The sequence below is a fragment of the Rhodococcus sp. SBT000017 genome (genome assembly GCF_003688915.1).
GTDB lineage: Bacteria > Actinomycetota > Actinomycetes > Mycobacteriales > Mycobacteriaceae > Rhodococcoides.
On sequence record NZ_REFU01000001.1, the window covers coordinates 379,549 to 394,417 of the forward strand.

At 63.4% G+C, this 14,869-nt stretch carries 14 protein-coding genes, 1 other RNA gene and 1 pseudogene; 11 read left to right on the forward strand and 5 right to left on the reverse strand.

What is annotated here, in order from left to right; all coding sequences use genetic code 11:
* The first annotated feature begins 12 nt into the window (after positions 1–12).
* The 5 genes from AYK61_RS01615 to AYK61_RS01635 all read left to right on the forward strand — a co-directional run bounded on the left by AYK61_RS01615 (position 13) and on the right by AYK61_RS01635 (position 4,393).
* On the forward strand, positions 13–1,134 hold the full coding sequence (locus AYK61_RS01615; protein WP_121872338.1) for a Nif3-like dinuclear metal center hexameric protein: 1,122 nt from the start codon (positions 13–15) through the stop codon (positions 1,132–1,134).
* A gap of 158 nt (positions 1,135–1,292) precedes the next feature.
* Entirely contained in the window at positions 1,293–2,030 is a 738-nt protein-coding gene (locus AYK61_RS01620) for a zinc ribbon domain-containing protein (RefSeq protein WP_121869557.1), read from the forward strand.
* Positions 2,027–3,145: a bifunctional RNase H/acid phosphatase gene (locus AYK61_RS01625; protein WP_121869558.1), complete on the forward strand. Its 1,119-nt coding sequence runs from the start codon at positions 2,027–2,029 to the stop codon at positions 3,143–3,145. Before AYK61_RS01620 ends, AYK61_RS01625 begins: the two co-directional genes overlap by 4 nt.
* A 34-nt stretch (positions 3,146–3,179) precedes the next feature.
* A complete protein-coding gene (locus AYK61_RS01630) occupies positions 3,180–3,779 on the forward strand; it encodes a hypothetical protein (RefSeq protein ID WP_121869559.1) in 600 nt (199 codons plus the stop codon).
* A gap of 77 nt (positions 3,780–3,856) precedes the next feature.
* Entirely contained in the window at positions 3,857–4,393 is a 537-nt protein-coding gene (locus tag AYK61_RS01635) for a Uma2 family endonuclease (RefSeq protein ID WP_121869560.1), read from the forward strand.
* Between the two features lie 113 nt (positions 4,394–4,506).
* Here the strand turns inward: AYK61_RS01635 and AYK61_RS01640 are convergent, their stop codons facing one another.
* Both AYK61_RS01640 and AYK61_RS01645 read right to left on the reverse strand, forming a co-directional pair.
* Positions 4,507–5,970: a hypothetical protein gene (locus AYK61_RS01640; RefSeq protein WP_121869561.1), complete on the reverse strand. Its 1,464-nt coding sequence runs from the start codon at positions 5,968–5,970 to the stop codon at positions 4,507–4,509.
* Positions 5,960–6,955, reverse strand: coding sequence for a hypothetical protein (locus AYK61_RS01645; protein ID WP_121869562.1), 996 nt, complete (start codon positions 6,953–6,955; stop codon positions 5,960–5,962). Before AYK61_RS01645 ends, AYK61_RS01640 begins: the two co-directional genes overlap by 11 nt.
* 462 nt (positions 6,956–7,417) lie before the next feature.
* Between AYK61_RS01645 and AYK61_RS27175 the strand changes: the two genes are divergently transcribed.
* Entirely contained in the window at positions 7,418–8,326 is a 909-nt protein-coding gene (locus tag AYK61_RS27175; protein ID WP_374700664.1) for a heme A synthase, read from the forward strand.
* Positions 8,327–8,649: 323 nt separating this feature from the next.
* On the opposite strand, the pseudogene AYK61_RS27715 reads toward AYK61_RS27175, so the two are convergent.
* A pseudogene (locus AYK61_RS27715) lies at positions 8,650–8,784 on the reverse strand (MarR family transcriptional regulator); the annotation flags it as partial.
* A 93-nt stretch (positions 8,785–8,877) separates the two neighbouring features.
* On the opposite strand from AYK61_RS27715, the gene AYK61_RS01660 reads away from it, so the two are divergent.
* Together AYK61_RS01660 and AYK61_RS27720 are read left to right on the forward strand one after the other, a co-directional pair.
* The gene (locus AYK61_RS01660; protein ID WP_259467891.1) at positions 8,878–9,735 is read left to right on the forward strand and encodes an alpha/beta fold hydrolase; all 858 of its coding nucleotides are present in this window, start codon (positions 8,878–8,880) and stop codon (positions 9,733–9,735) included.
* Positions 9,736–10,322: 587 nt separating this feature from the next.
* A complete protein-coding gene (locus AYK61_RS27720; RefSeq protein WP_259467892.1) occupies positions 10,323–10,445 on the forward strand; it encodes a hypothetical protein in 123 nt (40 codons plus the stop codon).
* A 119-nt stretch (positions 10,446–10,564) separates the two neighbouring features.
* Here the strand turns inward: AYK61_RS27720 and AYK61_RS01665 are convergent, their stop codons facing one another.
* Both AYK61_RS01665 and AYK61_RS01670 read right to left on the reverse strand, forming a co-directional pair.
* On the reverse strand, positions 10,565–11,815 hold the full coding sequence (locus AYK61_RS01665) for an SLC13 family permease (protein WP_121869564.1): 1,251 nt from the start codon (positions 11,813–11,815) through the stop codon (positions 10,565–10,567).
* Positions 11,812–12,336, reverse strand: a complete 525-nt coding sequence (locus tag AYK61_RS01670) for a DUF1697 domain-containing protein (RefSeq protein WP_121869565.1) — start codon at positions 12,334–12,336, stop codon at positions 11,812–11,814. The genes AYK61_RS01665 and AYK61_RS01670 overlap by 4 nt, the downstream gene beginning before the upstream one ends.
* 70 nt (positions 12,337–12,406) lie before the next feature.
* Here AYK61_RS01670 and AYK61_RS01675 point away from each other — a divergent pair, with 70 nt between their 5' ends.
* The 3 genes from AYK61_RS01675 to rnpB all read left to right on the forward strand — a co-directional run bounded on the left by AYK61_RS01675 (position 12,407) and on the right by rnpB (position 14,852).
* Entirely contained in the window at positions 12,407–12,985 is a 579-nt protein-coding gene (locus tag AYK61_RS01675) for a TetR/AcrR family transcriptional regulator (protein WP_259467893.1), read from the forward strand.
* Entirely contained in the window at positions 12,982–14,385 is a 1,404-nt protein-coding gene (locus tag AYK61_RS01680) for an MFS transporter (RefSeq protein WP_121869566.1), read from the forward strand. The genes AYK61_RS01675 and AYK61_RS01680 overlap by 4 nt, the downstream gene beginning before the upstream one ends.
* A 25-nt stretch (positions 14,386–14,410) precedes the next feature.
* Positions 14,411–14,852, forward strand: an RNA gene (gene rnpB / locus AYK61_RS01685) — RNase P RNA component class A.
* Positions 14,853–14,869: the final 17 nt, after the last annotated feature.

Genomic DNA, 14,869 nt, shown 5'->3' on the forward strand with positions numbered 1-14,869 from the left:
AGAGCAGCGAACATGGCAGTGACACTGGCAGACGTCATCGAGGTACTCGACGACGCGTACCCACCCCGTCTGGCGGAGAGCTGGGACTCGGTGGGCCTGGTGTGCGGAGATCCCGAAGCTGTTGTGCAGCAGGTCGTGTACACCGTCGACGTCACCGATGCAGTGGTCGACGACGCCATCGCCTGGGGTGCCGATCTCATCGTCGCCCACCATCCCTTGCTGCTCAAAGGCGTGGACACCGTCGCGGCCGACACCGCGAAGGGATCGGTGATCCACCGCATGATCAAGGCCGACTGCGCGCTGTTCACCGCCCACACCAACGCCGACTCCGCAGATCCCGGGGTCTCCGACGCACTTGCGTTCGCGCTCGGGGTGATCGACACCCGGCCACTCGATCCCATTCCTGCTCCCGCACATGACAAGTGGGTGGTCTTCGTGCCGACCTCCGACTCGGCCGCGGTGCGGCGGGCCCTGTTCGACGCCGGAGCCGGACAGATCGGTGACTACAGCGAAGCGAGCTGGCAGAGTGCGGGTCTCGGCCAATTCCGTCCGGGCCCGAACGCGAACCCGACGCTCGGTGTTCTGGGCGAGGTACACACCGAGGCGGAGGATCGCATCGAAGTCGTTGCCCCCAAAGGGCAACGTGCAGAAATGCTTTCGGCGATGCGTCGGGCACACCCCTACGAGGAGCCCGCGTTCGACGTCTTCGAATCCGCGGCCCTACCGTCGTGCACCGGCCTGGGCCGCATCGGAATGCTGCCGAATCCGATGACGTTGGCCGAATTCACCGAGGTCGTCCGCGAGGCGTTGCCCACTACTACGTGGGGAGTGCGCGCTGCAGGAAACCCCGAGGCCACGGTCTCGGTGGTTGCGATGTGTGGGGGAGCGGGTGACTCGTTTCTTTCCACGGTGGCGCGCACCGACGCCGATGTGTACGTCACTTCGGACCTTCGGCACCACCCCGTCGACGAGCACCTGCGCGCAGGCGGCCCCGCGGTGATCGACACCGCGCACTGGGCCTCGGAGTTCCCGTGGTGCGAACAGGCGCGAGGAATCGTCGACGCCGCATTCGGCGACACCGACGGGTGGAGTAGCCGGGTCACCGAGGTCCGTACCGACCCGTGGACGCTGTAACCGGCTGCTGGGCCGGAGTGGAGCCTGCAGAAACGACCCTGATGGGCAGGAGTGGAGCCTGCAGAATCGACCCTGATGGCTTGTATCCGGCGCTCTCGCCGTTCTGCAGCCGGTAGGGTGATCGGAACCAACTTCCATAGTCGCAGGAGTCATCAAGCGTGAACGTCGATCCCAAAGTCCAGGCCTCGCTGCTCGAGTTGGCCGGTGTGGATACCGAACTCTCGCAGATCGCCCACCGCCGCAAAAGCCTCCCCGAGCAGCAGGAGGTGGACAAGCTCGAGACCGAGCGCACCACCCGCAAGGACGCAGCGGTGACGGTGCAGATCTCGATGGACGACCTCGATCGGGATATCCGCAAGCTCGAGGGTGAGGTCGACGCGGTTCGGAAGCGGGAGGCTCGCGACAAGAAGATGCTCGAGAGCGGCACCATCGCGCCGAAGCAGATGACCGAACTGCAGCACGAACTTGGCAGCCTCGAACGTCGCCAGGGCATCCTCGAAGAGGAACTGCTCGAGGTCATGGAGCAGCGTGAGGCCAGCGAGCGAGACTACGAGCACGCCGGCGCGCAGCTTACCCAGATCGAAGACGAATTGGTCGACGCCGGCCGTCGCCGCGACGACGCCGTCGCCGACCTCGATGTCGCCGAGAAGCGCGGCGCCGCGCGCCGCGAGTCGTTGGTCTCGGGATTGCCCGCGGACCTTCTTGCGCTCTACGAGAAGCAGCGAGCGCTCACCGGCCGCGGTGCGGCACTGCTGCAGGCTCGCCGATGCGGAGCGTGCCGCATCGAACTCGATCGCAACGAGATCGCAAGCATCGCCAACAAGCCCGCGGACGCTTTGATTCGCTGTTCCGAGTGTAACGCAATCCTGGTGCGCACCAAGGAATCCGGAATTTGAGTCAGGTATCGAGGGTCGTCGCCGAGGCCGACGGTGGATCGCGTGGGAACCCCGGCCCGGCCGGGTACGGCGCAGTGGTGTTCAGCGCCGATCGCTCGCAGGTTCTCGCTGAGCGTCGGGCATCGCTGGGCGTCGCCACCAACAACGTCGCCGAGTACAACGGCCTGATCGCTGCTTTGAGTGCGGCCCGCGATGTCGGGGCTCGTGAGGTTGCCGTCCGCATGGACTCCAAACTCGTCGTCGAACAGATGTCCGGGCGCTGGAAAGTGAAGCACCCGGACATGATTCCGCTTCAGCGCAAAGCCGCCGAACTGGCCCGCGGCTTCGACTCCGTCACCTACGAATGGATTCCGCGCTCGCAGAATTCACACGCCGACGCGCTGGCCAACGAGGCGATGGACGCAGCGGCCGAGGGAAAGGACCTATCGGCTCGGCCCGACGCCGAGTCGGTCGCAACGAAGCCCGCGTCGCCGGGGTGGACCGGTGCGATGGGGGAGCCGACGCGCCTGTTGTTGCTGCGACACGGCCAGACCCCTATGTCGGTCGACCGTCGATACTCGGGCCGCGGCAACCCGGATCTGACCGAACTCGGCCGACATCAAGCTGATTCTGCCGCAACGGTTCTGGGTTCACGCACCGACATCGACGCCATTGTGGCCTCGCCGCTCGCGCGCGCACAACAGACTGCCGCAGCGACAGCCGGCCGCCTCGGATTGCCTGTCACCACCGTCGACGGCCTCATCGAAACCGACTTCGGCGACTGGGAGGGCTTGACGTTCGGCGAGGCGAAAGAGCGATACCCGGAGCAGCATCAGGACTGGCTCGGCAAGACGTCCGTAGCACCGCCGAACGGAGAGAGCTTCGACGCGGTGCGCACGCGCATCGAAGCAACCCTGGACCGGTTGCTGAGCGAATACGCCGGCAAAACTGTTCTGGTGGTCACCCACGTGACTCCGATCAAGATGTTGCTGCAACTCGCGCTCGATGTCGGCCCGTCGCTGCTGTATCGACTGCACCTCGACCTCGCCTCGCTGAGCATCGCCGAGTTCTACCCCGACGGTGGGGCCTCGGTGCGATTGGTCAACGACACCTCGCACTTGACTCGACTGGCCTGATCCTTTCGGAGCATCGAAGGAGAGCGCGGTCTGTATGTCCGAGAACAGTATTCGCGAGCCTGTGGTGGCCCGCTGGATTGTCTTGGCGGCGTTCGCATCCGCCGTTGCCGGTCTGGCAGTCGCGTTCGGGTGGCGGTACGGGGTGACGCGGAGTTGGCTCGATGCCGATGCCCCACCGCCTGTGGATTCGGGCGACACCGGGTATTTTCGCGTGTTCGACTACGTGCAGTATGTGTCGGGACCGCCATGGTGGCCGATCACTTTCGTCGCTCCAGTCGCCGCACTTCTGATCGGCTGCGTCGTCTCGGTCATTCTCGGACGGCTCTGTCTCGGCCGAGGGACCGGTCGGCTGACGCTTGTGGTGGCCCCACTGGTGGCGGGAAGCATCGTCGGCGCGGGGACCGCATGGTGGGCTCGGAGCGAACCTCCCGAGATCCGCGTCAGGATGGTCGCGGATCCCTCCTTCGACGACCTCGGGCCGACTGGCGTTGCGCGTCGAGACATCTACGGCGGTCCGCCGTTGTTCGACACCGTGCATGCTGGGGTGCTGTTGCCGGTGATGGGAGCGGTGGTCGGTGCCGCAGTGTTCGGTGTGGGCCTGGCGGTCTCGACGCTCCGCGCACGACGTGAATGAGACCCGCACCGATCGCGTCGGACCGCACCACGGCCATTGTCGGTGGTGCCGGCAGTGACCGCGGTTAGACTGCACGAGTGACCGCCGCCAGAGCGCACCCCAAACTGCTGTCTGTCGAGCAGTGGCGTGCGCTGGGTGAGGACGACTATCACGCCGAGATGCAAGAGGGCGTGCCGATCTTGTCACCGCGGCCGCCGAAGACGCACGCCCGCACACTGTTTCGGCTCTGCACTCAGATCGGTGAACAGCTTCCTGATGGGCTCGAAGCGCTACCGGAAATCGAGGTTGTCGTCGATTCGGTGACGCCGGCGACGGTGCGGGTACCCGACGTGGTGGTGTGCGCAATCGACTCACCTGAGGCGCTGCACGCCGAAGATATCGTGTTGGTCGTCGAGGTGATCTCGCCTGGGTCTCGTCGGACTGATGTGGTGACCAAACGCAGCGAGTACGCCGACGCGGGGATTCCCCATTACTGGATTGTCGATCCGGATGCTGCCACGCTCACAACGCTGGATCTGAGTCCGCACGGATACGTCGAGCACGTTCGTCGAGGGCGGTGCGTCATCGAGGCCCCGATGCCCCTGACGATCGATCTCGACTCTGCGCTGAGCTGACGCGACGGTCTCTGCCGGTGAAACTGAGCTACAGCTTTTTTGCCTCGTCGACGTATGGCTGTCAGTTCTAGGAATGGACGGCACGGAATTGCTGACGTTTCAGGGGCATCGGGCTAGTCGAGAAAGTAGGCGAGGACTTTCTCGTCGGAATCCAAGACCTCGTCAGGAGCCACCCCGAGCTCGAGCGCGAGCTCGATGGATCCGAGGAGAGCGACCTCCAAGTCAGGGGAGAAGGCCCGTTCGAGCACACCGAGGTAGTCGGACATGCTCGCATCGAGCTGCTCGATCAGCTCCTGGTACTCGGAGCCGAGTTGCTCATCGAGAACCCGCTGCTCGCCGAGATAACGCTCGATCAGCAACGCCTCACGCTCGGAGAGCGAAGACGACACAGCCTTGTACATGACAACGCCGACAGTATTGCCGATCACGGCACCGAGAACCGGCACTGGAATAATGGCCTGGCCGACGAACGAGGACAGGGCGCTGACGGCAGTCTCCAGACAGACGAGCTCCGAGTTCTCGATGAACGTCACCTCCTCGATCTCACCGCCACGGAGTTTGTTCGCCTGCTCCGCGACGCCGAAAGCAGCGGTGACGATTGAGCTGGCGACGGCTGCGGGGGTGGCGGAGAAGTTCGTGAGCCAGTAGATGCTGAGTCCTCGGACACCGCCTTGGGCGGTGCCGAGACCTCCTTCGCCCGCGATGTCGGTCCAATCGTCGCGTGTGAAGTCTTTGAGCTGCTTGCCTGCACGGCGTTTCGCGATCACGGCCCGCGCGAGTGCGGTCCCGCCTTCGATGGCGGCGGCCGCAAGTGTGGCCTTCGCGCCCTGCCGCAGGGTCGGCTTGCTTTGTTGGTAGGCGTCGTCCCGCAGGGACTGGTCGGTCGAGTGGAGGGAATCAGCCTCTGACTGCAGAGTCGCGCTGTAGGCACCCTTTTGAACCTCGGAGTACTTCAGGTGTGAGGGCTCGAGTGATTCGATGCCGACAGATCCCTCCCCGAAGAAGGCGTGGACTTTCGTCCAGTCCTTGAGGGACAGGCCGTCGCCGCCGATCGTCAGGAGTTTGCTTGCTTCCTCGCGTGGCATGGCGTGCAGTTTCTGGATGACCTCGAAGTGATCGCGGGGGATCTGGTATTTCCCGCCGTTCTCGACGAAGTCGGGATACTTCTGAAGGTGGTCGGCGATCGCACCGAGACCGAATCTGCCGCCGGCGGCGACGAATTTCTGCTGAATTGCTACGCCGCTGCGCATCAGGTCGACGGGGCTGTTGTTGTTAATCCATTGGTAGTGCGGGTTGTCGCCGTGGATCTGGCGTCGAGCGTTACCGATGCCCACTTCTGCGACCTCGGCGATGAAGCCGTGCATGCCTTTCACTCCGCCGCGGTTGGTGGTGACCACCTCGAGGTCGATCTTTCGGATCGCTTCGTCGACGCTGGAAAGCGCCTCCGTCAGGTTCTTGTCCTGCAGGTCGAGGGCGCTCAGGAGGTTGTCCAGCCGGAGCTGGTTGAGGTAGTTCACCCAGGCGGCGACAGCCTGTTCTTGATTGCTCTTTCCGAGCTTCCCTGCCTCATTCGTCATCGGTGCCCTCCTCGATGCGCTGTGTCAGCAGGGCTGCGCAGGCCTTCGTGTTGTTCACCAGCGCCACGAGCTGGAACTGCTGGGGCACGGGCAATGTGAGGAAATCAGCGCCGAAGCACGTGAGTGCTGCGCTGTAGCTTCGCAGGAGCTTGTCCCGGAGGACCGCGGTTCGTTCGAGGAGATCACCGATCTGGGCGTCTATGCCTTCGATCTGCGCGGTGTTCTTCTTCACCGAGATCAGCGCTGCGTGCTTCGCCTCGCGGTTGTCGAATTTGTTCTTGGTGAACACGGCTATCGAGGCAAGCAATGTGGCGCCGGCGACCGTCCAGCCGATGGGGCCGGCGAGGGCGAGCAAGGCAGTGCCGGCGGCGGTACCTCCGCCGCCGACTGCAACAGCTCCTCCGCCGAGCCATGCGAGTGCGGCGTTGCTTGCTGCAGCGCCGGAGAGTGCGGAGATCGCGGTGCCGGTCGATGCGGTGCCAAAGGTGGTGGCCACCCACAACGCGGCAGTCGGTGCCATGCTCGCGACCGCAGCGCCTGCGGAGAACCCGGCAGTGGCACCTGCCGCCGACTGTCGGGCGGCTTCGAGATCCTTCCGCGCGAACTCCTCCGCCCCCAGGAACTGGGCTTTGTCGATGTCGATCTTGGCGATGTCGGTCTCGAACGACTTGGGAGTGTTGACTACGCTGTTGATCAGCTGTTCGACGAGCTCGATCAGGTCTGTCGACCGTTCGCGCAGCAGCAGGAGAGAAATGCCTTTGTCGTTCATTGACGTGAACGCACCGTTGTACTTGGCTATCGCTTCCTGATAGGGGTCAGCCTTCTTCGCCGTCGGCTTCTCGACAGTGTCCGACGTAGCGTCCTTCAAATCGCTGCTCTGCCCACTCAGCTGCTTCGAGCCACTGCGTGCAAATCTGGCGAGATCACCGACTTTCTTGTCGAACCCCCACTGCTTGGCCTTGTCCACCCTGGCCGGTTCAACCATCGAGATCTCCGAACTCCGTGGACCGGCAGCCAGACAAGCCGAACCGAATAAGACGGACTGGCTCTGTCGGGCCGCCCTTGCACGACCCTAGCGCGGCCTCCTCCCGGCGGGGGATCGGGAAAATGCGGGGTGGACGTGCCCACGACACACACCCAGAGAAAGCCCAGAATTCGGTCCTCAACCAGAGTGCGTTGCCTCAGTCGGGAGGTCTAGCGAGGCCAAGCGGCAATACGACTGATCCCACTGCACACCTCCGACAACGAGTTGTTGCCGCGTCAACCCGTGTCGGTGGCATTGGTACCGACCCGTAGCACCGGTCTCAGAGGTTGGAGTCGGAACAAGGCCAATCGGTACGATAGCCAAAGTGGTCGCAGCTCATCGTGGGCCACGGCGACAGGGGAGCAGCTGATGCAAACACCACTCGGTTGGATCGCGTCGAAAGTCGAGTTCGGTCCGACTGCAATGCGCCGTGCTGCGATCGGATCTGTTGTCGTCACAATGGCGATCGTTGTCGGGGGTGCCGTCGTACGCGTCACAGGATCAGGGCTAGGATGTCCAACGTGGCCATCCTGTGTCGACGGATCCCTGGGGCCGACACCGGAGATGGGCATTCACGGTCTCATCGAGTTTGGAAATCGGCTGCTGACATGGGTTCTGTGTATAGCGGTTGGAGTCGTCATCGTCGTAGCGAAATGTCAACGGCCGCTGCGTCGTGACGTTCTGCGTATGGCATGGGTGCAGTTCTGGATCGTAGTCCTCAACGCAATCGTCGGTGGCCTGACCGTGTTGGCACGGCTGAGCCCATACATGGTGGCGGCCCACTTCATCGCGGCAATGCTGCTTCTCACTGCTGCCGTGCGTACGTATGATTTGGTCGAGAAGCGCGCCGACACAACTTCTTCAGCTGTCAGCAATATGCGACTTCAGGTCCTTGGCCGAGTTCTGCTCGGTGCCACCGCGGCTCTTGTGCTGCTTGGCACCGTGGTCACGGGAACTGGTGTGCATGCGGGCGATTCAGCAGATGTGCATCGGATTCCACTGGATTGGACGGTGATGACACTCGTGCACGGTACCGCGGCTGCCGTGGTGACCGTCCTAGTAGGCGTGTTGTTTCTCCGAGTGCGCAATGTCGGTGCGCCACAACTGGCTCGGTCTGCGAGCCTCTTCGTAGTACTTCTGCTAGCGCAGGGTGCAATCGGACTCCTGCAAGCGCTAGGTGTAACACCCGAGACTTTGATTGTCCTGCACCTGCTCGGCTCATCTTTGATTTGGGCCGGTGTCCTCAGGATCTTGTTCGAGATCAACAGGATGGAGGCTTACGGACGGATCAACGAGCCCCGACCTGCCGGTGAGTTGCCGGCGATTCGTTGATTGAATCGACGTTGCCCAACCTTCGCGTTCATGGCCAGATGCCTGATCCTGGGAGGAGGTAGCGTGCAGGTGTTGTCGCTACTGCGACACTTGCCTTTCGGCGACACTCTCCGCTGGCCGACTGGCTTCTCCAACGAACACGACTATTGCAGTAGCCCACATTGCGATGACGCTCATCGGCGCCATCCCAGCTTCGGTGAACACGGCACCTGAGCAGATGAAGAGCGCCAGCGCAATTGGTGACTTTATCAATCCGGTCGGTACGAAGAATGTACCGGCCGCGCGAACCCGAATGCGGGCCAATTCCTGGGTCGAAGGCCCGGCGCACCGAGTAGGTAGATCAGTGCGCGAACGTCCGTGGGGTGAAGACCCTTCGTGCGACCGAACTCCGATCCCAAAAGGTCGAGTTCAACGGTGAGTGCGCGTAGTCGGTGCACAGTAGATGGAGCATCGTGCAGCTCTTCGTCCACCGTGTCAGCCTTCGGTGGTTGTGCTTCCCAAAAATACCACGATGATCTAGTATCTCGATTATCGAGATACTAGGAGGTTCGGTGAGTCGGTTCAGCGATAGCCCCGTAGTTGAGGGATTCTTTTCGGCGTACGACCGCGTGCTGGCGAAGTGGCCGCTCCCTATCGACACCATCGACGTCGAATCCGACTACGGCACAACCCGAGTCAACGCCTCTGGCCCCCTCGACGGACCTCCTGTGGTACTACTGCCCGGTGGCGGTGCAACCTCGACCGTTTGGTTCGCCAACGTCGCCGCCCTGGCCCGGCGCAACCGGGTCTTCGCAATCGACCCGATGGGCGAGCCCGGACGAAGCGTGGTTGGTGGCAAACCGATACGCACAGTCGATGAACTGATGTCCTGGCTCGATCAGGTTCTCGAGACACTCGAGGTCGTGCGGACGTCGGCGGTCGGACATGGGTACGGGGCGATGGTGGCACTCGAGTGCGCGCTGCACCGGCCGGAGCGCGTCGACACACTCGTCCTGCTCGATCCCCCTTCGTGTTTCGCTGGCATGCGCCTGGCGTACCTTCTGCACGCGGTGCCTCTTCTGGTGCGACCGACTCGCGAACGAATGCGTTCTCTGATCCGGTGGGAAACGCAGAAGGCGGCACTCGACGCCGACTGGCTCGATCTCACCGAGCGAGGCACGGACTTCCCATCGACGAAACCGGTGGTTCCGCGCCGCCCTAAGGGGAATCGATGGGCGACGCTGTCCGCGGACATTACCGTCGTCCTCGCCGGTGATAGTAAGGTGCACAACAGTTCTCGTGTTGTCGACACTGTCGGGAAGGTTCTCCCGAACGCACGCACCGTCGTCCTGACCGGCTGCAGTCACCACATGTTGCCGATGCTGCCGGCCGGGGAACTCGATGCCGTGTTGCTGAGCGCCCTGGGCTGACACATGGCGACTGACTACCGCGAGCCGTGTTCGAAGCAGCGATGAAGAAGCAAGATCCGACAGATCGGTTCCGGTGATCTCGTCGGAAAGGTGGATCCGGTAGCGGAACGTGTTCGGGTGCATTTGGCGGCGTCCGGGAGCCTGGGTGTTGTCGGCGGTGCGCTGATCGTTCATCGAATCGTCGGCATCCCAGGCTCTTTGGTGCATGCGGTATGGCGTTCTGTCGCGTTACGTTTGTTTCGGAGAAAGGTCAGGGTGATGTCAATGCCCTCGATCTCACCGAACCGTCCTTGCGCTTCGGCTTGTTGGCACCGCAATACAGGGGACATCGTAAATATCGGAGACCGCTTCACCCGGCGCACCCGGCATCGTCGTCGTGCGCGAAATCCAAGACGGAGGGCTCGTCCATCGCGAAAAACGAAACACCCGGCCCCGGCGTCTACCACTGACTTTGTCAAACCCGGCACGCTCGTTCCGTCACCAGCTGACCGCGCCAGCAGGTGAAAGCCATGAGATCCTTCACTTGAAGTGCCACACTGGGTGCCCCGACAGCGGACAAACCGCGACGCACGGACAAGGGGGCACCCATGGCGCTTGCGCTGAACGACATCGATACCTTCAACCCGCACTGGACCGCCGCACTGCTGTTCGTACTCGCGGCCGCCATCGCAATCACCCTCACCTGGTGGTTCTTCGGCAGCGACAGCTAGGCCACGCTCAAACATCCGCCGCTGGAAAGAACCGCCCCTGATGCCCGCTCGAGCATTGGGTCACCAGGATCATCGGCGACTCCGGCACCCATCGGAGCCAGTAGCTGGTTTTCTCGGTCCTAGACCTGCAGGGCAAGCCACAGGCCGGCCACGGCACTGACGATGGTCAGCGGAGTCGTAATGACGCCCAACACTGTGAAGGTGCGTAGATCTGCCGGCTCGTCGTTGGCCGATGCGACGCGTCGCCACAGCATGATTGCCAGCGACCCGACGTAGGTGAGATTGGGGCCGAGGTTCACCCCGATCACCATGGCCAACAACAGAGCCGGGGGAGCGTCGGCTCCGAACGCCGCCAGCAGCAGCAGCGTCGCGGGCAGGTTGTTGACGATGTTCGACGCCACCGCCGCGATGGCAGCGGCCGCGAGGAGCGACGCGAAGGTGGTGTCGGACGGCAGGATTCGCGTCAGCCAGTCGCCGATCGGGCCTGTGGTGACGCCGAGAACGACGATGCCGAGCAGAAAGACGAAGCCACAGAACGGCAGATCGGCGCCGCGCAGAATGGCGCGAGGCGTGGTGCGCTGATCTCGAAGTGCCGGGATCGCGAGCGCAATCGACCCCACCGCCGCCACCCAGAACGGTTCGACGTCGAACAGGCCTGCCACTGCGAAGCCGATGAGTGTCGCGGCGAGGATGACGAGAGTGGTCTTCGGTGCGGGTACGTCCGCGGCGCTCTGCTGGGTCGAGTTCTCCGGTGGTGTGGCTGTGCGGGTCAGATCCTTGCGGAAGAAGATCAGGAACACCGCCAGCTCGATGGCCACCGCGAATATCCAGGGCAATGCCATCAGCGCGGTGAAGTGCAGGAAGGTGAGTCCGGTCGCGGCGAATGCGAGAAGGTTGGTCAGGTTCGATACCGGCAGCAACGTCGAGGCCGAATTGGACAGGTGCGCAGTGGCGTAACTGTGCGGACGCGGCGACATCCCCAGGATCCGCGCAGCACCGATGATGGCCGGCGTCAGCAGCACCACGGTGGCGTCGAGGCTCAGTACTGCGGTGGTCGACGCCGCTGCCGCGAACACGAGGGTCAGCAGTCTTCGGGAGCTGCCCTTCGCGCCTCGTCGTAGCTTCGCCGCGATCCAGGTGAACACGCCGAGCGCGTCCGAGAGATGCGCCAGGATCAGGATGAACGCCAGAAACACCACGGTCGGAGCAAGTTCGAGAACTTGCTCTCGTGCGGCGTCGACGCTGACGAGGCCGACGAGCAGAACGATCGCCGCAGCCGGTAGTGCGGCGACGATCTCGGGCAGACCACGAGGGCGCGCGATCGCGAAGACGAGGACAGCAGCGACCAATGCCGCGGCGAGAACGGTCACGCGAGAATCTTCACGAGCGTCCGCAGATTTCGAGTGGTCGTCGTGGCCTTGTACTTGGCTTTCGCCGTGGCTTTCCCGAACGTGCTGTCGGTGGTGCTGCCCTTGCGCACCTCCCAGTAGAGCACGCTGTTCCCCTCGGTGATCCTTTCGAGCTCGGGGTCGAGTTCGTCTGCAAGAGCAGACAATTCGGTCAAATGGCTATCATCGCTGCCGAACACCACATAAGGATGCCAGCCTTCTCGTTCGGCGTCGAACGGGTAGGACTCCACTATCGCTCGAAGTGTCGGCACGTCCAGCACGACAACCCAGGCCTGGTAGCCGAACGCCTGGGCCAGTGTGTTCTCCGCCTGTGCCTTCACCCCGGCGGCAGTCAGCGGGGAGCGCAGCAGGACATTTCCGGTCGCCAGAACGGTCCGGACATCGGTGAAGCCGGCCGATGTCAGAGCCGCGCGGAGATCGGCCATCTTGATGTTGATGCCGCCGACGTTGATGCCGCGCAGCAACACGACCCATTCGCTCATGGGAGGAACTGTAGTGAAGCGCTCGGCAAAGGCCTTGAGTAAGTAGTTAGTAACCAGTAACTTGTTGGGCATGGCGCAGCGGGAACGGATGACCGGACCCGACCGTCGCGAGCAGATCCTGCGGATCGCAGCGGAAGAGTTCGCGACGGCCGGACTCCACGGCGGTTCGACCGAGGCGATCGCTCGCACAGCCGGCATCACTCAGGCCTACATCTTTCGGATATTCGGAACCAAGAAAGCGCTGTTCTCCGAATTGGTCGTCGCGTCCTTCGATCGGTTGGCGGACGGAATGCGCGAAGCGGCGGGTACGGACACCGGGCAACGGGCGTTGGCGTCGATGGGGGACCGCTACTACACCATGCTCGAGGATCGAACCTCACTGTTGCTGCAACTACAAGGGATCGCTGCATGTGGCGATCCCGAGGTCCGGGACGCGGTGCGGGCCGGCTTCGGCCGGATGTGGAACACCGTTGCGGAGGTCACCGAGCTCGATGCCGTGACCGTGAAAGCATTTCTCGCGTTCGGCATGCTGCTCAACAGTGGTGCGGCCCTGCAGATCGACGACGTCGACGCACCATGGGCGAACGGAGTGGGCACTCGCATCCAGGCCGGATTGTTCGACCACATCACGAGCGACACGAACCGATGACCGCCGACGCCGAGTGCCGCGACTCGCGACTGCTCGTCCCTTCGCTGGTGTTCGTCGGAGTGGTCGTGGCCGCCGTCGGCAGCCTCGGTGCTCCGTTGATCACCAGTGTTGCAACCACATTCGATGTATCGCTGTCGAGCGCGCAGTGGACGTTGACGGTGGCGCTGTTGACGGGTGCCGTCACGACACCGATTCTGGGCCGTCTCGGATCGGGCCCGCATCGAAGGGCAGCGATTCTCGGGACACTCGGCGTGGTGTCGGTCGGAGGAGTTCTGACCGCACTCCCACTGTCCTTCACCTGGTTGCTCCTCGGCCGAGCGGCACAGGGAGTGGGGCTCGCTCTGACCTCGATGCTGATGGGGGTTGCCCGAGATCATCTGTCCGACAGACGCTCTGGATCGACCATTGCGTTGTTGTCGGTTGCATCGACGGCGGGCGTCGGCGTGGGGTACCCGTTGTCGGGGCTGTTGACCGAGCACGGTGGAATCCGCGCCGCCTACGGATTCGGTGCTGTGATCACCGTCCTTGCGCTGCTTGTTGCGCTGAGAGTCATTCCTGCTGCTGCGCAGAAACACTCGCTGCGGATCGACGTCCCCGGTGCACTGCTGCTCGCGCTCGTTCTGTCGATGGTCCTGATTCTCGTGAGCGAGAGGGCGCTGTGGACGAGCTATCCCTGGTGGGCGGGAGCGATGGCCACAACAGCTGCCATCGCAACATATATCTGGGTGCGGATCGAGATCGGAAGTTCGGCACCGCTCGTCGATCTCCGGTTGCTCCGCCATCGGGCCGTGGTCGGGGCGAACGGAGCGATGTTCCTGGGCGGCATAGGCATGTATCTCCTGCTCACCATAGTGACGCGATACGCGCAGACGCCGTCCGGTGCCGGATACGGCTTCGGGCTCGACGTCTTCACGGCAGGACTGGTCCTGGTTCCGTTCTCCGTGTTCGGGTTTCTCGCGGGCAAACTGGTGCCCCGCGCACTACGTCGGGTGGGGCCCGCCCACGCTCTGACGGTCAGCGCACTCGTCGTTCTAGGGGCCCTCGCGCTGTTCGCCGGAACCCGAACCAGCGTCCTGGAACTCTGCCTCGCGATGTCGATCCTGGGCTTCGGTGTCGGGAGTTTTTCGGCGGCGATGCCGTCCGTCGTTCTTTCGGTGGTTCCGTCGGGGGAGACCTCGAGCGCCATGAGCGTCAACCAGGTGGTGCGCAGTGTCGGTTTCGCGTTCGGTAGTGCGATCGGCGGTCTGGTTCTGGCCGGCGGAACGCATGCCGGTTCGACCTTTCCCACGGAAGGGTCGTACACGTCGGCCGCCTGGGTCGGCATGGCCGTCACCGCTGCCGCAGCCGTCACGAGCGTCACCGTCCTTCGTGGCCGGGCAGCCGCCGAGCCGTCGACGTGAGACGAGTAGAGTACGCAACCGCGAACGAGTTGGCCGGACGGCTGCGGCTCGGAGGACCGGCGAACGAGTGTCGTCGCGCTTCGAGCCGAGGAAAGTCCGGACTCCACAGAGCAGGGCGGTTGTTAACGGCAACCCGAGGTGACTCGCGGGACAGTGCCACAGAAAACAGACCGCCTGCGGATCGGTTCTTCGGAATCGAACTGCAGGTCAGGGTGAAACGGTGCGGTAAGAGCGCACCAGCATCCCAGGTGACTGGGATGGCTAGGTAAACCCCGCCCGGAGCAAGGTCGAAGGCTGCACCTCGAAAGTGGTGCAGCTGCGCAGGTGCTCGAGGGCTGCTCGCCCGAGCCTGCGGGTGGACTGCTCGAGGTACCCGGCAACGGTGTGCCCAGATGGATGGTCGTCGACGTCGAACCTGCGAAAGCAGGAACGGCAGACAGGATCCGGCTTACAGGCCGACTCGTTCGCACTCACTATTTCTCCG